19 protein-coding genes and 1 tRNA gene are annotated in these 19,349 nt (G+C 38.8%); 11 read left to right on the forward strand and 9 right to left on the reverse strand.

Features of this window, described 5'->3' with window-relative positions; genetic code table 11:
* The first annotated feature begins 250 nt into the window (after window positions 1-250).
* The 5 genes from CBM24_RS26780 to CBM24_RS26795 all read left to right on the forward strand — a co-directional run bounded on the left by CBM24_RS26780 (window position 251) and on the right by CBM24_RS26795 (window position 4,644).
* Window positions 251-1,726: a carboxypeptidase-like regulatory domain-containing protein gene (locus CBM24_RS26780; protein WP_232475644.1), complete on the forward strand. Its 1,476-nt coding sequence runs from the start codon at window positions 251-253 to the stop codon at window positions 1,724-1,726.
* 4 nt (window positions 1,727-1,730) lie between these two features.
* The gene (locus CBM24_RS27870; protein WP_232475645.1) at window positions 1,731-2,399 is read left to right on the forward strand and encodes a hypothetical protein; all 669 of its coding nucleotides are present in this window, start codon (window positions 1,731-1,733) and stop codon (window positions 2,397-2,399) included.
* A 153-nt stretch (window positions 2,400-2,552) separates the two neighbouring features.
* Window positions 2,553-3,167, forward strand: a complete 615-nt coding sequence (locus CBM24_RS26785) for a tetratricopeptide repeat protein (protein WP_088163361.1) — start codon at window positions 2,553-2,555, stop codon at window positions 3,165-3,167.
* Between the two features lie 6 nt (window positions 3,168-3,173).
* Window positions 3,174-4,241, forward strand: coding sequence for a sensor histidine kinase (locus CBM24_RS26790; protein ID WP_088163362.1), 1,068 nt, complete (start codon window positions 3,174-3,176; stop codon window positions 4,239-4,241).
* A 124-nt stretch (window positions 4,242-4,365) separates the two neighbouring features.
* Entirely contained in the window at window positions 4,366-4,644 is a 279-nt protein-coding gene (locus tag CBM24_RS26795) for a LytR/AlgR family response regulator transcription factor (RefSeq protein WP_088163837.1), read from the forward strand.
* A 100-nt stretch (window positions 4,645-4,744) separates the two neighbouring features.
* On the opposite strand, the gene CBM24_RS26800 is transcribed toward CBM24_RS26795, so the two are convergent.
* The gene (locus CBM24_RS26800) at window positions 4,745-5,767 is read right to left on the reverse strand and encodes an IS5 family transposase (protein ID WP_157698597.1); all 1,023 of its coding nucleotides are present in this window, start codon (window positions 5,765-5,767) and stop codon (window positions 4,745-4,747) included.
* A gap of 96 nt (window positions 5,768-5,863) precedes the next feature.
* On the opposite strand from CBM24_RS26800, the gene CBM24_RS26805 reads away from it, so the two are divergent.
* A complete protein-coding gene (locus CBM24_RS26805) occupies window positions 5,864-6,418 on the forward strand; it encodes a LytR/AlgR family response regulator transcription factor (RefSeq protein WP_157698593.1) in 555 nt (184 codons plus the stop codon).
* A 129-nt stretch (window positions 6,419-6,547) separates the two neighbouring features.
* On the opposite strand, the gene CBM24_RS26810 is transcribed toward CBM24_RS26805, so the two are convergent.
* From CBM24_RS26810 to CBM24_RS26830, 5 genes are all read right to left on the reverse strand, one after another.
* A complete protein-coding gene (locus tag CBM24_RS26810) occupies window positions 6,548-7,015 on the reverse strand; it encodes a hypothetical protein (protein ID WP_088163364.1) in 468 nt (155 codons plus the stop codon).
* 7 nt (window positions 7,016-7,022) lie between these two features.
* Entirely contained in the window at window positions 7,023-7,499 is a 477-nt protein-coding gene (locus CBM24_RS26815) for a hypothetical protein (RefSeq protein ID WP_088163365.1), read from the reverse strand.
* Between the two features lie 132 nt (window positions 7,500-7,631).
* Window positions 7,632-8,762, reverse strand: coding sequence for an SH3 domain-containing protein (locus tag CBM24_RS26820; protein WP_157698594.1), 1,131 nt, complete (start codon window positions 8,760-8,762; stop codon window positions 7,632-7,634).
* Window positions 8,763-8,950: 188 nt separating this feature from the next.
* On the reverse strand, window positions 8,951-9,733 hold the full coding sequence (locus CBM24_RS26825; protein WP_088163367.1) for a CPBP family intramembrane glutamic endopeptidase: 783 nt from the start codon (window positions 9,731-9,733) through the stop codon (window positions 8,951-8,953).
* Between the two features lie 95 nt (window positions 9,734-9,828).
* Entirely contained in the window at window positions 9,829-10,692 is an 864-nt protein-coding gene (locus CBM24_RS26830) for a LytTR family DNA-binding domain-containing protein (RefSeq protein ID WP_088163368.1), read from the reverse strand.
* A 211-nt stretch (window positions 10,693-10,903) separates the two neighbouring features.
* On the opposite strand from CBM24_RS26830, the gene CBM24_RS26835 reads away from it, so the two are divergent.
* The 5 genes from CBM24_RS26835 to CBM24_RS26855 all read left to right on the forward strand — a co-directional run bounded on the left by CBM24_RS26835 (window position 10,904) and on the right by CBM24_RS26855 (window position 17,378).
* On the forward strand, window positions 10,904-12,238 hold the full coding sequence (locus tag CBM24_RS26835; RefSeq protein ID WP_088163369.1) for a metal-dependent hydrolase family protein: 1,335 nt from the start codon (window positions 10,904-10,906) through the stop codon (window positions 12,236-12,238).
* Window positions 12,239-12,477: 239 nt separating this feature from the next.
* Window positions 12,478-13,287, forward strand: coding sequence for a hypothetical protein (locus tag CBM24_RS26840; RefSeq protein ID WP_070562848.1), 810 nt, complete (start codon window positions 12,478-12,480; stop codon window positions 13,285-13,287).
* Complete coding sequence (locus CBM24_RS26845; RefSeq protein ID WP_088163370.1) at window positions 13,287-14,051, forward strand: methyltransferase domain-containing protein; 765 nt, start codon at window positions 13,287-13,289, stop codon at window positions 14,049-14,051. The genes CBM24_RS26840 and CBM24_RS26845 overlap by 1 nt, the downstream gene beginning before the upstream one ends.
* Window positions 14,052-14,060: 9 nt before the next feature.
* Entirely contained in the window at window positions 14,061-16,211 is a 2,151-nt protein-coding gene (locus CBM24_RS26850) for a 7TM diverse intracellular signaling domain-containing protein (protein WP_088163371.1), read from the forward strand.
* A gap of 81 nt (window positions 16,212-16,292) precedes the next feature.
* Complete coding sequence (locus CBM24_RS26855; protein ID WP_088163372.1) at window positions 16,293-17,378, forward strand: hybrid sensor histidine kinase/response regulator; 1,086 nt, start codon at window positions 16,293-16,295, stop codon at window positions 17,376-17,378.
* A 98-nt stretch (window positions 17,379-17,476) separates the two neighbouring features.
* Here CBM24_RS26855 and CBM24_RS26860 read toward each other — a convergent pair whose 3' ends face one another.
* From CBM24_RS26860 to CBM24_RS26870, 3 genes are all read right to left on the reverse strand, one after another.
* Window positions 17,477-17,941 carry a response regulator gene (locus CBM24_RS26860; protein WP_046673283.1) on the reverse strand — a complete coding sequence of 155 codons (465 nt, stop codon included), beginning with the start codon at window positions 17,939-17,941 and terminating at the stop codon, window positions 17,477-17,479.
* A 248-nt stretch (window positions 17,942-18,189) separates the two neighbouring features.
* Window positions 18,190-18,262 (reverse strand) — tRNA-Lys (locus tag CBM24_RS26865).
* Window positions 18,263-18,380: 118 nt separating this feature from the next.
* Entirely contained in the window at window positions 18,381-19,139 is a 759-nt protein-coding gene (locus CBM24_RS26870) for a hypothetical protein (protein ID WP_088163373.1), read from the reverse strand.
* Window positions 19,140-19,349: the final 210 nt, after the last annotated feature.

Below are 19,349 nucleotides of genomic sequence, written 5' to 3' on the forward strand. Positions count from 1 at the left end.
CTTATTTTCAATATCAAACGAAAGTAAAATGACTTTTATATCCGATATAAGTACGTCGCATATAAAAGCAATTTTTCGCGTTCTCCACTTTCCATTGCGGAACTTATTTATGGAGGAAATTTTGTTTTTCGATATCAATTTACAGCATAAAGTTGGAATCCTGCAATTCGTCATGATATTTTGACATTCCATCCACTCTTTTTCGCAGGAACACTTACAGCCGCGGATATTTGAATAAAATTAAAGAAAAATGAAGCTGTTATTAACCTTACTATTTTTAAGTATTACCATCGTATCTGCGCAGTCCATCTTGAAAGGGAAAGTGCTGGGCAAAAACGGCAAACCTATATATTTAGCCAATGTTTATATTGAAGGCACCTATGATGGTGGCACCACCGATTCCCTTGGAAATTTCGTATTTGAGACCAGTGAACAAGGCACTAAAATCATTAAAGCGTCTGTTGTGGGCCTCCCAACATATAACAGGCCTATCCAGCTACCTCAAAAAGAATTGCTGATTATTCAAATGCAAGAAAGCGAGAATCGCTTACAGGAAGTTACGATTCAGGCAGGGGTCCTACAAGCCAATAGCTCCGGAAAAAACACGGTAATGAGTCCATTGGATATTGTCACTACGGCAGGCAGCATGGGAAACATCATCAGCGCACTGGCAACATTGCCCGGAGCACAGGTTGGGGGCGAGAATGGACGTCTTATGGTTCACGGTGGAGATGCTTCCGAAACACAGACCTACATCAATGGAATCAGAGTAGCCCAACCTTACACCGCAACACCAAACGAAGTTCCTGTAAGGGGCAGGTTTTCGCCTATGCTCTTTAAAGGCGTGAATTTCTCTACAGGCGGCTATTCTGCAGAATTTGGCAATGCGCTGTCCAGCATTCTAGCGCTAAACACTGAAAATACCATAGAGCAGTCCAAAACAGAGCTTTCGCTATCTTCCGTTGGATTAGGGCTAGGACATACCTTACAATGGGGCAAAAACTCTCTCACCTTCAACAGCAGTTATACAAACTTAAAACCCTATTCCAAAATTATTACACCAGATATAAAATGGACGAAACCCTATGAAAACGCTTCTGGAGAAATGATCTATCGCCATCAGTTTAAAGAAGGTTTTCTAAATATTTATGGGGCTTACAATTTCGAAAATATGGGACTTTACCAAGCGGACATCAATTATGAGCAGCCCGTCCCATTGAAAAAGAAATCCAACAATGCCTACGCCAACATCAGCTACAGTCAGAATTTGGGGAACCGATGGACATTCCAGTCTGGTATTGGCCTAGGCTACCTGACCGATAAGCTGCATTACGATGACGTTTACCTACCTAATGAAGAAAAGAGTCTTCACTTAAAAGGAACGCTAAGTAAGATCTGGAACAATAAGATTAAAAGTATCGGAGGAATAGAATATTTCGACACGAATTATCAAGAAGAATATCACCGACAAACCCTTGGCTATAGCTATGGTTATCATAGCAAGATGACCGCTGTATTTACGGAAACTACCTTCGGCATCCTCCCGAACTTAATCGGGAAGATCGGCTTACGAGAAACTTCTTCCAATTTACAGGCGAAGAGCACGTTAGAACCGAGGGCTTCGCTGGGCTATGCATTAAATAAATATACGCAGCTATCACTTGCTTATGGGAACTTCCATCAGCAGGCGCCAACACCGCTGTTAAAAATATGCTCCACAACTTGACTGGATGGAGGCCAATCATTATATCGCAAATTATTTCTATTCGCGTGGCGGGCACTTACTTCGCTTAGAAGCCTATCACAAAGAATATAACAATTTGGCAAAATACAACAGTATAACTCCAAAATATGACAGCCAATATGACAATAACGGAAGCGGTAAGGTCAAAGGCTTTGACTTATTTTATAAAAACAGCAGCACCATCAAAAACCTCCAATACTGGATTTCATATTCCTATACCGACAGTAAGAGAAATGAAGCGAATTATCCGACGACAGTCACTCCCCCTTATGTTTACAAACACAGTTTCTATATCGTTGGAAAATACTGGCTATCAAGCCTACGTTCACAGCTCAGTTTGACAAATTCGTTTGTATCCGGCAGAAATTACAATGATCCCAACCAAACAGTATTCATGAATGGCCATACAAAAGGCTACAATAGTCTGTCTATGAGTTGGTCGTTTCTTTACAGCCAGCAAAAAATTATCCATTTCTCCGTCAGTAATGTTCTTGGCGCTAGCCCAATCTATGGGTATCAATATGCAGACCGGCCAAATTCACAAGGAATCTACGACCGTAGACCGATTGTCCCTACTGCCAAACGCTTTGTATTTCTAGGCTATTTTTGGACAATCAGTAAAAATGAAAAAGACAATCAATTGGACAATCTATAATAAACATCAGCTCATCATCGAAATACGTCGGTCCATCCAGAATTATTTCTGTTTGCAGAAAAGGATTACCAACTTCAATAACACTCAATATCAGATACATCAAACACAACAACAATAACTTAGAAAAATATTTACTACTAAAAACGAAAGATCATGAAATCATTTATTATCGCCATCATCTGCCTTATAAGCGGCAGCACATTTGCACAAAGCAATTTTGAAAAAAGTATGGGACAAGCCATGAGCCTATGGCAATCGGGTGAGACGCAGAAAGCGGCCGCTCTTTTAGAACGTATTTCACAGGCAGAAAAGGACAATTGGATTCCTGCCTATTATCAGGCCATGGTACTGACAACAGCATCCTTCAGGGAGAAAAATAAAGAGACACAGACAAAATATATACAGTCTGCAGAAGAAATACTAAACAATAGCGCCCAGGACAATAATTCAGAATGGCTTGTGCTGAAAGCGATGAACCAAACGGCATTGATGATTACAGATCCGATGACAAAAGCCAAAGAGCTTTCACCTAAGATTATAGGTCTATATAAAAAAGCCATCACCCTTGCGCCAAATAATCCACGTGCGGTATTGGGATTAGCGGAATTCCAAATAAACGCAAAAAAATATTTCAACCAGGATACCAGCAAAGAATGTGAGGATGTAAAGAAAGCACTATCTTTATTCAGTGAAGAGAAAACTACTACACCATTTGCACCTTCATGGGGCAAAGATCGGGCAGAACAGTTGATAAAAGAATGCAAATAACACTTTGTGAAAAAAGCACCATTTAAAGCTATTATACAAGCATTACTCGCAAGCTTGGTCGTAACCATCTATTTTGTGGTTGTGGCCAAACTTGACCACAATGATGTCCCTTGGATATCCATCATCTTTCATCCTAATATGGTCAGAGGTTTACTATACGGATTTTTTCTCTTTCTAGGTCATAGTTATCTATCGAAATGGGTCGGGAACAAATACCCAAGCAGTAAAGATTTTGGAAAAAAGATGATTGTTTTTTACAGTGTCAGTTTCTTCTTGACCATACTGGTCGTTTTTATTGTCAATGCTTTTTTTTCCGGACTGTTTAAACCCAGTATTGCCCAAAATTTCCCACAACGTTTCCACCAATTTATTCACCAACAACGTGTTGCATATTATTTTCAAACTGCGATGATATCTTGGTGCATTTCTATGATTTTTTTTGGATTCTATTTCTATAAAAGATTCAAAGATTATCAAATCAAAGAATCTCATCAGGAAAAACAGCAAATAACAGCACAATTTGAGTCGCTCAAAAATCAACTCGATCCACATTTTTTGTTCAACAGCCTGAATGTATTGAATGGATTAATTGAAGAAAGCCCCAAAAAGGCCAGCATGTTTACCACGGACCTTTCTAAGATATATCGCTATGTATTGGAGCAAAAAGACAAAAGCCTCGTTTCTTTACAGGATGAGCTTACTTTTTCAAGGGCCTATTTAAACCTCTTGAGTCTTCGCTTCGAAGCCGGTATACAGATCGATTTACAGATCAATGCGGAACAACATACTGGTTTTATATTACCCCTTTCCCTTCAATTACTGATCGAAAATGCAATCAAACACAATATTATTTCGGTCAGGAAGCCTCTTTTATTGAAGATTTATCGAAAAAATAATTACCTCTATGTTGAAAATAATCTTCAAAAGAAGAAAGTGCTCCATGATCATTCGGGAATCGGTCTGAAAAACATTCAGGAACGTTACGCTATACTGTCCAATTTATCTGTACATCTTCAGGAAACTGATATTTTATTTTCTGTCGGACTGCCCATCATCAATGAAATAGTCTCTTAAAAGTAACCTGTTCTTAAACAAACATGCAAGAGGTAATCGTAGCAAAACTAATAGCATAGGCACAACGATGCTCGATAAATTAAACAATACAACGGTCTGATGATCGATAAGCATGCAAAAAACAATGAAAATAGTAATTATAGAAGACGAACTCCCATCAGCTAGATTACTCCAAAGAAAACTGGAGAACCTCGGTTACACGGTAGCTGCCGTACTGCAGACTGTGGAAGAATCTATCGAATGGTTTATGTCAAATACCGAACCTGACCTACTGTTCTTGGATATTCAGCTCGCCGATGGGATTTCATTTGACATCCTTGAGCAGGTGAAGCCTAATTCGGCCATTATTTTTACCACCGCATACGATGAAAGACCGTTGCAAAATAATGTTGATATTTTCTGATCGGTTATTTTTGCTTTTTTTTGCAGTTTTTTCCGATTTGGATTCGGAAATCTAGTTGCGTTTTCTTGAAAAATCCTCTTTTTGAGGCCTTTTCAACTGCTTAATTTGTGTTTTTTATTGCATTGGACACAAGTATCCCAGGTGATCTGTAAAGATTGTACGCCATGGCTTCCATTAGATTTTGTGTATGCATTTTGGCGATCCCCTTATACCTTGCACAGCTTGAGTTGAACCATCGCCGGATGCTCCCGAAGGTCCGTTCAACTTTGAACCTGATCTTGCCGATCAGTTTGTTTCTTAACTTCTCTCTTTCGGTTAACGCTGTTCCTTTCTTTGCCTTATGCAAGATCCTGCTTTTTAGCTTTCCTGATTTGATCAATTCCTCATTTTTAGAGGAACGATATCCCTTGTCAGCATAGATATGGATGCCCTTTGGAAGGTCAGCCGAAGATATTACCTGTTGAAGATTGGCAATTTCATTTACATTTGCTGGAGTGGTTACCACGCCCAGAACCAGGCCTTCTGTATCGGTGACATAATGCTTTTTATAGCCATAACGTGTTTTCCCAGCCTTCTTTATCCAACGAGCTTCATGGTCAACACCCGGGCTCTCTTGTTGGATCAATAACTGTTCACTATTCTCTTTATCCAGCTCAGAATCTTCGCGAGGATGTTCACTACGGTCACTTTCGATCTCGTAAATAACTTTGCCTTTTGGTTTTAGCGGAGAATCAACAATACTGGCATCAACGATAGCTCCACGTTTTACCAATATTTTATGTTTATTCAACTGCTTGTTCAGCTCCTTGAATAGATTCTCATAAACACCCTTTTCTGTCAGCGAGCTGCGAAAACGGCTAATAACACTGTGATCGGGAACCGAATCGTCCAAACTGATGCCAACAAAGCGACTAAAGGAGATACTGTCGTTTATACGGTCTTCTACTTCGTAGTCACTCAGACCATACCAGGTCTGTAGAAGTGTCATTTTGAAGAGGACAAGACCAGAATAACTAGGGCGTCCCATTTTGCTTTCCCCTTTGTGGTAATGCTTGTTGATAATATTTGAAATCGGATGCCAATTTACCAATGTATTGATCTGATCGAAGAATTCCTGCTTGATTTTCCGTCTTTGAACCATGTAATCAACAAAGCTAACTTTTTCTGTCTTTTCCATACCTTAAATATAACGAAAATCAACAAGAAACAAATTAAAAACTTGAATATCAATAAAATAAAAACCAAACACTTTTGCAACGGTCTTGATGAATATATGTTGCGGGCATTTAAACAAAATAGCATCGATTACCTCCTGAAGCCGATTGAAGATGAAGAGCTGAAAAATGCTATTGAAAAATTCCGTCAATTAAGACACCCAAAGCCACAGCTCGATCTGGCATCTTTTGAAGCTTTATTTAGAAACACTGTCCAAACATATAAGGAACGCTTTACCATCAAAATAGGCCAAAACCTAAAAGTAGTGACCACCCAGCAAATCGAATGTATTTACAGCGAAAACAAAGGCACTTACCTTTATACCAATGAAAAGGGGAACTATCTTTTGGACCAAACATTGGATGCGCTGATGCCACAACTATCCCCTAAGGATTTCTTTAGGATCAACCGAAGCACTATAGTTCAATTTGATGCTATCAAAAATATTGCTGTACATTCTAATGCCCGGTTAAAAATATACCTTAAGCATTATGAATCGGATGAGCTCATTGTTTCACGGGAGAAAGTCACGGCCTTCAAAAACTGGCTTGACAATTAATCTAGTCCTCTCTAAAAAGTGCTTTAGCGCAATTACTTTGCAAGTGAAATAGACTATCATAAAAAATGGTCCTGTCAAGTTTAGCTTTTGGAAGGTAAACCAAGCAGATGTGGGATCCATTAATCTAAGCTACATATTGATTCGATAATTTAGCGGAATACTAAATCGAAGAGACACCGCGAACCCCTTTATCGGATTGTAATCTTTTTTTTCATTGATGGAAAATCCATAACCAAAGTCAATATCCACCAATGTGGCCAAACTCACTCCAACTTTGGGCGTAAAGGTATACGGAGTAAGCTCTGCACGAACAAAGGGAGTTAAGACATATGTTTGAGGATAATACGTTACTGCAGCCTCAGGTATCACGGCAAACTTCTTTTGTGTCCAAGTAAAGTTGGCTGTGGCATCTGCTCGGAGAATATGATCTCCTATAAAAGGAAATGCGAAATAAGCACCAGTTTTTATTATACTCCCTTTTTGAAACTGGTAGCTTAACGTCGGACCGATTAAGTGGTCTTGCGCTTTTAGGTTGCTAACTATAGCTAATAACACAACAAGTGACCCCAGGAGTTTATAAACCGTCTTACTGCGCATTTTTCAATTAATAAATATGAAAATTGAGCGGAATATTTACCCCTACTGAAACGGTAATTCCGTCAATCGGCTTAAAATTTTTCTTAGTATTGTAATCAAATCCATAACCTATTCCCAGATCCACAATAGAGAATAGACTTGCACCAACTTTTGGCGTTATGGTATAAGGTGTTAACTCTGCTTTTACAAAAGGAAAAACAACAAAATCATTTAGATAATAGGTAAACCCCAGCTCTGGAATAACAGTCGTTTTACCTTCCATCCAGCTGAAATTGGCTCCGGCATCAATTTTCATATACTGAAAATCATTAGGTGCAAATAATCCCCAACCCGAAACTTTAAGGAAATTACCACTTTGATACTGATACCCTACTGAAGGACCCCAAATCCATTTATTATGCTGTTTCCATGGCTTATCTTGTGCCATAGACAACGTGGAAAAGAGAAGAAGGATAGTAAATAACGATAATATTCTTAGTTTCATCCAGCTAAATTACAAACTATAATCTATTTTATGGAATACAACAGGTGCATGCCAGAATAGTTTTACTTAAAACAGAAAAACAATAAATATATACGCCTGCAGTAAACCAATAAAAGTATGGTTTGTGCCTGTTTAATGGGGTAATATCTTGATTCTGATAAATTGTGATCTTTCGTTCAGCGATCCTTCTTCACCCCAGTAACCGTCTACATGGTTGGCAGCAGTATAGATACAACCGTCCTTTCCCCAGAACATTAACTCTTCTTTCCAGGTTGGCATCCACTCTTTAAAACTAATAAAAAGCATCGGTGTCACCTTTCCTTGTTTCACGTGGAAGAGCTGCAGGTCGCCCGTCGATTCATAGGGGTCGGCATGCAAGGTCATCAGGTAATTTTTATCGGCAGAGAAGAATGGATAATCCCCACATTCCACAATAAGATGACCATCTTGTTTATCAAAAAGCCGCACATCAGCACTTTCCCAATAATTCCCATCAACAGCAAAAGCATTTAAAAAATCGTAATGCCCTTTATAAGAATAGCTGGCTTCTAATTCATTATCGATATCCTTATCCTTAAATGTTAGCTTTTTCCCATTTGTCAACGGCAATTCCAAAATCTTTCCATTTTTGGGATAAGACAGAGTATCCTTGATCAAGTAGTTTTTAGCCGTATTCCGAGCGGCTAAGAACGTTTGCTCATCAATCAACTCTAGCTGGAGATACTTATCTAAAGAATGTCCATTTTCGTAATACATTTCTTTACCATTTATCGTCAATGAAACGATTGAATTTAAATCTTTGGGAGAGATTGTAATTTTATCTTGTTTCCCCAGCTTGGACTTCGCTACATAGACCTTTTCCCATCGCGTTACATCACCTTTTTCGCCATTGTTCCCGCTATAATCGCGCTGGATACGATCCATTACGGCAATCCATTCTCCTTCTTCACCGATCACATCGAGCTTGGTACCATAGGGATATTTTCCTAATAGCGGGGCAGCCTTATCCGCGCCTTGTCTAAGTTCGGCTCCAGCCCGATCAACAACATAGGTATTTTTTAAAACCTTCGTCTTGTCAAAGTCAATTGGCAAAGGAGGAAATTTAGCAGCAGCCATCGTATCCTTCACAGCGACTGTTTTAAGTTCAGCAGAATCCTTTAAATCCGCACCGTTGACTTTTGTATTGTGTCCACAGCTCAAGATTCCAATGGATAACGTCGCTCCTAGGAATAAAGATAGGGGTGAAAATAGCTGTCTATTCATAAAGGTCAAGGTAGCGATTCCCATGCCAAAAAAAAATACTGGTTTTCAGGGGTTCTTCGAGATCCAATACTATTATCAAAAGCTTCATAGTTTTGGCAACCTAAATCAACGCTCATTCCAAATGTGGGCCAGATCATTTGAAGAACATATCTACAGCTATGAAGGTTCATTAAAAAAACTCCGGATTTCTAATCTTTTAGCCACAAATTTTTCCTTTCAATTTGTAGACCGCCATTTGACTTCCTTGAATGGACAATGGTCATTATGATTGCTACAATGATGGTCAAAAAGCGGAAAAAATTGCTCCATCCATTTCCGGCAGCATTGTCCGAAACATCAAAAATCATCCAAGCCGAATTCATCAAAACATGAAGTGTTACCGGTATCCAAAGGTTAAACTTCCACTCAGCATACAACCACGAAAATAGGATAGAGCCGAAGAAAGTCATACCGAAAATCAGGACCAATTCACCCAAATCCTGACTCTGATAAAGATGTAGTAAAGCAAACAGGAGTGATGTAGCTAAAATGGATGGAATAAAACCTAGTCGGGTATAGCGAAAAACTAAACCAAAAAAATAGGCACGAAAGATCATTTCTTCAAAGAATCCTGATGACACACTATTTATTAATAGCCCGTTTGGATCTATTTTCCGATTTAAGGTAAAAACAAAGGCATACCCCAAGAACATCGGTAAGGTAGCTATTATTCCAAAAGAAAGCCCCTGTAAAAAATTGCCTTTCAACCCAAATTTTTCCAAGAATTCATTCTGCCCTTTCGGTTTAAGCAGCATTGCCCCAAAAAGCAACGGTACAAGGCTAATTGAATACGTCAGTACATGCCCCAAAAATCTACTTTGGACATAGTTGATTATCATGGATTGAAGGGGCGCAAAAAACAAATAATCGAGGATAAAATATATTCCGAAGAAGAGAAATAATACCAGCAGGTTTAAACTTTTTGTGTTCATCTTTTTTTTGAACAAAATTATGCTACCCAAGACGAGTATACAAAGTTATGTGGCGTATGGCAAGATTTAGGGACGATTGACCAAAACGTGGGTGGTCAGTCCGACAAATAGGGTCTAACTGATTCTATAGCAGACCTCGAAATAACAGCACAATCTTCAGTATCTGCAAAACGTAACAAAAAACCTTGGGCATTCCCTTCCTTTACAAGGATTTTTTCAAAATTGACAAGAAAGGACCGATGACATCGGTGAATAGACATTGTATTCAACAGTTCAGATAAGCGGCTCAACGTAATTCGTACCATCTGCTTCTTTACCATGCCATCCTTCCTAAAGTAGATCATGCAATAATTATCCATCGATTTTGCAAAAATAAAATCGCTTGGCAGCAACTTTAACGGTTGATTACCATTGGGAATATCGACCAAAGCCAAATGGCAGTCATTCGCTTGACTCAATATCATAGCTGGCTTTATTGAAAGACTTTCTATCGACGATTTATTCTTTTCATGATTCGAATGACGCTTATCAACTCGAAGCAAAAAATAAATCGCTGCAATAGGGCTATAAAGTGAAAGCGTGTAACATCCAATATAGGGCAGGTTGTTCCACTGCAACGGGGCCTGATTGATGAACCAACCGTGATAGACGAAATTTAAAAAACTTGATAATAGGAACACAAGAAAAATACGAAATAGTTCTATCGCAACTGTCCCCCTTTTTTTACGCAAGACAATAGAAATTAAGGCATATGCAATGGATAAAATAGCCCCGTATCCGGATAACAAGCTAAATTTATAGGCATTCTCAAAATTATACGTTCCAAATGGCTGAAAAACCAGTAGAAATACATAAGCTGATAAGCCGAGTAAGAGGGCATAGGTGAGTAGCTCTCTTATGGAGACAATCTTGGGAATTACGATATTTAAATAATTTATAATAGATTTTTTATATATCATGATTGGATAAATTTAGCATTTTTCTTGCGATTAACAGCGTACATTACACAAAGACTTCTTCAAAAAAGGCTGGCAGAGCAAAAATTTATAGTGAAAAAATTGAAATATATTGAATTTATAATTTAACTTAGAAGATATTTTTTCAAGCACATTAGTTAGCTTGAATTAAAATTGATTTGTCATATTATATTTTAACGTAATTCTCCAAGCTATGCGTTTAGGTCAACTACTTACTTTATTTCTTTGTTCGGCTTTTGTACATGTTATCCAAGCACAGGAAAAGCAAGTTTTAATAGAAAATGTCAAACTGCTCGACTATACAACTAAAACCTTAACTCCACCAAAACATGTTTTAATAAACGGAAATACAATTCAGACCATCAGTACATCCCCTATTGACGCACAAGGAAAGAATATCGTCAGAATTGACGCTAAAGGCAAAACACTGATACCTGGATTGATTGATGTGCATGTCCATTTGGTATTTGGAGCTTTGACAATGCCTCAAATGATGACAAATGACCTATCCGAGGACTTCTTGATCAAGACGGTGGGGCTATCGGCTCAACAGATGTTAATGCGGGGTTTTACAAGTGTACGTGATGTCGGCGGCCCCATATTTCCATTAAAAGCAGCGATCGACAAGGGCAAGCTTTTAGGGCCTAGAATCTGGCCTTCTGGTGCCGTTGTAAGCCAAACTGCAGGGCATGGAGATTTTCGGACACCGGAGGAAAAATCGCGTCGTTTTTTCGGCGTTGTCTCTCGTGCGGAGCGATATGGAGCAACCTTCATCGCCGATGGTCGTGATGAGGTGCTGACTGCAGTAAGAGAGAATCTAAGATTCGGGGCAAGTCAAATTAAACTCATGGCAGGCGGAGGAACTTCTTCAGCATATGATCCTGTGGATGTCACCCAATATACGCTAGACGAAATGAAAGCAGCAGTAGATGCAGCCGAAGACTGGGGAACCTATGTCACCGTACATGCATATACGCCAAGAGCAATTCGAAGAGCGATCGAAGCTGGCGTAAAATGTATAGAGCATGGACAATTGCTCGATGAAGAAACTTTACAGCTAATTGCAGAAAAAAATATCTGGCTTAGTTTACAGAATCTTGTGGAAGATACACCCGATATGGATCCACAACGAAGAATCAAGCGTAAGCCTGTCATTGAAGGTCAAGAAAAAGTATGGCCTATGGCTAAGAAATATGGGGTAAAACTAGCTTGGGGTACAGATTTCCTTTTTGAACCGGACCTGAATAAATTGCAGAATACTTTTATTTTACGCCTTCAAAAGTGGTTTACGAATGTCGAAATCATTAAAATGATTACCCAAGACAATGGCGAGCTTCTGCAGCTTTCGGGATTAAGAAGTCCTTATCCTGGCAAGCTGGGAACAGTAGAAGAAGGAGCGTTGGCAGATCTAATCCTTGTAGACGGAGATCCTCTTAAGAATTTAAAACTATTGGCAGATCCTGAAAAAAACTTTCTGTTAATCATGAAAGACGGTCAGATTCATAAAAATAGCCTCCAGAAACGTTAATATTTCCAAGGTCAAATTTATTGTATATCGAAAATACAGCATATTAAGATGATAAAATGTATTTTCGATGACATCAGTTAAAAGGGGCTATTTGGGCCCTTAAAGGTGAAAAAGGAATCAAACAATTTTTACCATCACTAGGTGCAGGCGGTTGCATTAGGGTATAATTTATTTGAAGAGTAAACACCTTTGCATTTAATTGATTAGTTTTGCGTTTAAACGATAAATCAAAGCATTCGGTGGCATTATTATTCAACGACGGACGTCCAGTAGTAAGACTCAGAGCATTTCGGGCTATCGACGATCCCCAAACCTGTGAACGTTTCATAGAAGGACACGCGCACGTGTTAACTGCTATAGGCGTAAAGAAAGTAACTTCTTCCAAAAATGACTGGATGTACAATCCCGCATCATTCGTATTGATCGTAGAATCCCTTGATGGCGATAAAGTCTATGGTGGAGTACGTATACACGTATCTGGAGGGAGCGAACCACTTCCCATTGAACAGGCCACGGGAGCGATGGACGCTAAAATCTTAGACCTTGTTTATGATTATGCGCAACAGGGGACAGGTGAAGGTTGTGGCCTTTGGAACTCCAGGGAGATTGCTGGATATGGCATTGGCAGCATATTTTTGACGAGAGCTGGTGCCGCCATCAGTACACAGGTTGGCATTAAATCACTCTTTGCTTTATGTGCTCCTTACACGGTGAAATTAGCAGAAAGTGTTGGCTACCGCATTGATACAAGTGTTGGAAATAATGGCACATTCTATTATCCGAAGCTGGATCTACTGGCTACCGTAATGATTATGCGCAATCTAGACACCTTGACCGAAGCCGATCAGGAAAACAAAGATGCAATTTTGTCGCTTCGTAATAATTCCAATATTGTCCGCATAGAAACTTTGCGGAATAAGGAGATTGAAATTCATTATCAAATCGATATTCCGAATCTCAATCAATGGGATTTAAATGAAATTATTAAAAATCTGAAACATACATCATTAGATCATAAACCAGATGATCGTAATTTAAATATCTTATAATGGACACTAAACATTATGGTGCCGGCTATTTAATGGATACCGGTGATTTTCTTAAACAATTAAAAATACATTCATATACTCCTTTTAATACGATTAAAGAGGGGGTTGTCGTCGATCTTGGCTGTGGAACTGGAATGGATGCCATCAATTTGGCTAATATGTTGGGCCATAATGTACTTGTCGTTGGGTTGGATCATGATAAGGCTTTAATCGAGCATGCCAAAACAAGCAGTGAAGAGGTAAAGAACGTCGACTTTGTTCAGGGTGAAGTTTATCAACTTAGCTTTACAGATAATTCCATTTCTGGCATTAGAATGGAGCGCGTTGTACAACATCTGCTGGAAGCGCCAAAAATGTTTGCTGAGGTTCACCGTGTTTTGCGTGAAGGTCAACCCTTAGTGATCGTTGAGACCATTTGGAACAGCCTGACGTTTTACAGCAAACATGTTAACATTGAGGCTAAGATATGTCATTATTTGACCGAAGAAAAAGTCAACAATGGCTGGGCTGGGAATAAATTAACTTCAGACCTATTGACTCAAGGCTTTAAACAAGTTCAATTGCAAACATACTGTATGGTAGCCCGTTCGAAAGAAGAGGCCAATCGCTATCTTTTCTTAGATAAAATTCTTCTGGAGATGGTTGAGAAAGAGAAATTGAGTACAGCTGAAATGGAGGGATTTCAAAAAACATTAGACCACGCTGATGAGGCTGGCTGTTTCCTTGTTTCTATGAATTTAGTTATAGCCGAAGCAAAAAAATAGCATATAGTGATGAAATGCTGGCTTAATTTGATCTTCTTATTTATTTTTACGTGCAGTTCAGCCTGTTTTGGAGAAGTTATTATCGATCACCCAACACAGCGCATATTAATCGGATATGGCCTGGAGCGTTATACGGGAAAAGGCGAACCTAACTTTGCGGACACTTCAGCTTCCTCCTTTCAATCGGTAGAAAGCAAGGTACCCAATTTGGGCATATCACCCGCTGACATCTGGTTTCGATTGCCCGTGACAAATAAGGGCAAAGAAAAACTTGAACTCTTGCTCGAGATTGCCTATCCTCTTCTCGATGAGGTCGAACTTTTTATACCATCATCAAATGGTAGTTATAAATCGATCAAGTTGGGAGAACATCGGTCTTTTTCAGCTAGAAAATATAAGGTTCCCAATTACGCATTCGACATTCAATTACCTGGAAATGAGAAGACCATATTTTTTCTTCGTATAAAAAGTACGGAACAGATTATTCTCCCCATCTATTTAAGTAATGAGCGCAGTTTCTTAAAAGAGATGAATGACGACAGTTTGTTAAGCGGCATCTATATTGGCATTGTCGGCATTATGGCGATATACAATTTATTCTTGTTTTTTTCTGTTCGTGAAAGAGGCTATCTGTATTATGTACTTTATGTTCTTTGCGCAGGAATAACACAAATGGGTATTAAAGGTTACAGTTTTCAATATTTGTGGCCAAATTGGACTTATTTTGCAACAAAGGGGCCTATTATCTTTGGATGTTTATCAGGCTTATGTGCCCTGCTTTTTGCAGATTCATTTCTTCAATTACCGAAAAATGCGCCTCGGTCAAGACGTGTGATTACTGTTTTTATCATCCTTTTTGTCATTGGCAGCCTTCTTACACTGCTCAACCTGACACAACCAGCGTTCATGGTTATGCAGCTAACAACAGGGGCCGGGTCTTTATTTGTCCTTTACCTATCCTATCGTGTGATGATAAATGGTTATAAACCGGCTAAATATTTTGTTTACGGTTGGACAATTTTATTATTAGGTTCCGTCGTGTTTTTACTGAAAGACTATGGCATCTTAAAATATAACGATTTCACAAGCAATGCCGTACAAATTGCATCTGTTGTAGAGATGGCCTTATTGTCCTTCGGTCTAGCCTATAGTATCAATATCTTAAAAGAAGAGAAAGAAGCGTCACAAGTCAGGGAGTTAGCGATCTCGCTAGAAAACGAAAAATTGATACGCGAGCAAAATATTGTACTGGAACAAAAAGTAGATGAGCGGACGCGTGAGTTAACAGAGTCTAATGAGTCTCTACAAACCACACTTACTCACTTGAAGGAAACACAGTCTCAACTTGTTGAAGCCGAGAAGATGGCTTCCTTAGGTCAATTGACTGCTGGGGTTGCACATGAGATCAATAATCCAATCAACTTTGTTACATCCAACGTTGCTCCTTTAAAACGTGATATCAAGATGATCTGGGAAACACTGGAGGAAGTGGAGCGCATAGCCTTTAAAGAAGGAATATCCGATACAGAGAAACAAACGCAGATTAAAAAATTCAAAGATGATCTGGATATTGACTATCTAAAAACAGAGGTAGATTTTCTATTAAAAGGGATGCATGATGGAGCCCACCGGACCGCTGAAATAGTAAAGAGTTTGCGTATCTTTTCACGTGTTGACGAGGACACATTAAAATTTGCCGATCTAAATGAAGGGCTAGAATCAACCATGGTTATTCTCAATAGTTTATTGAATAACACGATTGAAGTTGATAAGATCTATGGCGATATGCCAAAGGTCGAATGCCATGCAGGAAAGCTAAATCAAGTCTTCCTGAATATTGTGACCAATGCCATATACGCTGTAAATAAAAAATTTAATCACGATGTTGGTGGCAAAATATGGATTGAGACCGGAGTTTATAGCGATAATACATCAGTGTTTATCAAAATAGCCGACAATGGTATCGGCATTCCTAAAGAAATCCATGAACGGATATTTGAACCATTTTTTACCACGAAAGACGTTGGTGAGGGTACCGGTCTAGGGATGTCCATTGCCTATAATACCGTTGCGAAACATCACGGTCGGATTATTGTAGACTCAGAAGTGGGAGCGGGAACAAGTTTTACGCTCATCATTCCGATTCAACAGAATAATTAGTACCACTATAAACTTAAAATAGTTCAATTAACTATTATTTTTTCATATCTTTTGTAAGGGAATAAACCATATAATAAAATTATGCAGAGGGAGCTTGAAATATTATATATCGATGACGAAGTAAACAATTTGGTTAGCTTTAAAGCAAACTTTAGATACGATTATGCTATCCATACAGCATCCAACACGAGCGAAGCTGAGAAGATACTTCATAGTCATCCTGATATCCGTATTATCTTCTGTGACCAACGTATGCCTGATGAGATGGGCATAGATTTTTTGCATCGCATTAAAAAAGACTTCCCAAAACCGATTCGTATTCTTTTAACGGCTTATGCCAATATGGAAACTGTAATTGATGCAGTCAATAAGGGCCATATCTTTCGGTTTGTCCGAAAACCATGGATGAATGAAGAGATCGTTTCCGCTATAGAAGAAGCAAATAAATTTTATATTGCTAACTCTATGCTTGAAGTTAAGAATCAAGAGCTACAAAAAGCTTATGATGAATTGGATAAATTTGCTTATAGTGTCAGTCATGACCTTCGTGACCCATTAACAGGTGTTCTTTCTGCTGTAAAACTTGGACTGGAGTTTGACAGTATAGACCGCATTCATGAGTTACTAGCCCTAATGGATAGTTCATTGGTCAGCTTAGATGCTTATATTGACAGTCTACGGGACTATTATCTCCTACGAAGAGGTGAACTTATGTTGTCAGAGATAAATTTCGAAGAACTCTTTGCCAACATACGCCAGTTTTACAGCATGTATACGCAAAATAAAGATGTTGCTTTTGAAATCTCAGTGGACCAAAAGGAAATCTTTAATGGAGACAAAGCACTGCTAGAACTCATTTTGCATAACCTTCTCTCTAATGCCTTTAAATACCAACGCAAAGGGCAGGAGAACCAGTATGTCAAACTCTCGGTTTTGGTATCAGAACGAAAAGCCAAAATTATTGTGAGTGACAACGGGATAGGGATATCTCCAGAATATGTTGAAGATATCTTCAAATTATTTTTCAGGGCTAGTGATCAAGCTAAGGGGATGGGATTTGGACTTTATAATGTCCAGAATGCGCTCTTGAAGCTACATGGAAAAATTGACGTGCAGTCACAACCAAATCAGGGCACCACGTTTACAGTCGTTATACCGAGCAAATAAGCCCCTCACCGCTGCCAAGCATATCCTATGGAAGCGAGTGTTATCTCAACGCAAACAGGCATTTTAAATAAAAACTGCTTTCCTAAAATAACATTCTTTTAGGAAAGCAGCTTTTGGCGAAGCAAAAACTCCAACTGATCATTCGAAGTCTCAAGTTGAGAATTGGTCTCCACAATCTTTTGACGCTCTGCATAAACATCATAAGCGCGTTGAATCGTTTGATCAAGCTCCTCTTCACTCCAAGGCTTGTTGAGATAATGAAAGATTTTTCCTTTATTAACGGCATCAACAACAGCCGCCATATCTGTATATCCTGTCAAAAGAATACGCATTGGGGCTGCGTTTATTTTAATAATCTCTTCCAAAAACTCCACACCGGTCATTTCCGGCATCCGTTGATCAGTAATAATAATATGTATTTGGTTGTTTTTGACAATATCGATTGCGTCGGCACCGCTAATTGCCGTAAACACCTTATACTTTAGTCGAAATGTCGCTTTAAAAGAAAACAAATTGTTTTCTTCGTCGTCAACATACAATATCGAAATCTTCTTGTCTTCCATAAGCTTATCGTCTGAAACACAAATTTACGTAATAAATTTGCTGAATTAATAACAGATTAAAGAGTTTTATGTTTTCCTAGCAGAAATAATACGCGATGCCAATAAAAATAATGGAATTAGTCATCCGAAAATTACAACATACAACATCAGAAAAACGATTTAAGGCTAATATCTGCACAATGGCAATCCCTAACTTAGGTTAGCGATAAAAAAGCCATCCTACTTACGTAAAACGGCTTTTTTGAAAGTGACCCCGCTGAGGCTCGAACTCAGGACCCACAGATTAAGAGTCTGTTGCTCTACCAACTGAGCTACGAAGTCATTCGATAATCCAAATGTAAGGTTCACCGTAGAAAAAGTCAAGTGGAAAAGACTATTTTTTTGACTTTTATGACATTCAAGCGAGATTGTTGGTCTCTTACTAAAGAGAATCTTTAAACTATTTATTCTTCCGTTGTATATTGTTTTGTGTCCTTGGCGCAGCGATCTTTCCCATAATCATTGGCTTAACTTCCATTTCTATTGGTTTATCCAATTGCATTTTACTCCCTTTTTTGAATGGAACCACAGCTGTTTTATAGCCGAACATCTGCGCACGGAGCTCTTGATCTACTCGAAACAGAGATTGCGGTACCCAAAGTTGAAAATTTCCATTTGCATCCACTTCCGTACGATAGTTTCCTAGGGATATTTCTGTTCCCACCATGCTTACATCGTTTCCAGCACAAACAACTTTACCTTTTATGCTTACCTTCGTACTATCACCGCTTCCTTTTAAAGCTGAATGATCGTTTGATGAGTCGTCCATACCTTGCTTCTTTATCTGAGCATTTTTCGTTTTTGTTTGGACAACGACAACTTCTCCAGTCAGTTTGTTTTGTGCTTGAGCAGTATGAAAACTCAAGGATCCAACCAATAGGAGGCCCGCAGCAATGCCTGTCCATCTGCCTTGCCAAATGGGGGTTTTAGAAAAAGAAATAGTAGCATCCAATTCGCGCATCAACTGATCTTCATAAAATCGACCACATAACCCCCTACTGGCTTTTTTTATTTGATCCACAATTTCCTGATCATTCATCTGTGAAAAATCAACAACCATCTTCTCACATTGGCCACAGAAACGGCCTTGTTCTTGCGGCGTCATCTTACCCCAATCTGCAGAGCAAGATTCTTTTACCTGTAATACAATCTTTTCCATATTGCCTTATATTTTCAGAAGGGATGCAGGAAAATCACCAATTTCATAATGAAACAGTGCACAAAAACATTAAAAACTGATAAACAGATACTTAAAAAAATAAAACCATTTAAAATCGTCTATTAACTTCCACAGAGCAAAGGGTGGGACCAAATGAAGTAAATGAACCGAATGAGGTAAATCATACGCTGAAGGGTAATAAATAGCAAA

The organism is Sphingobacterium sp. G1-14, from assembly GCF_002196555.1.
Taxonomy (GTDB): Bacteria; Bacteroidota; Bacteroidia; order Sphingobacteriales; family Sphingobacteriaceae; genus Sphingobacterium; species Sphingobacterium siyangense.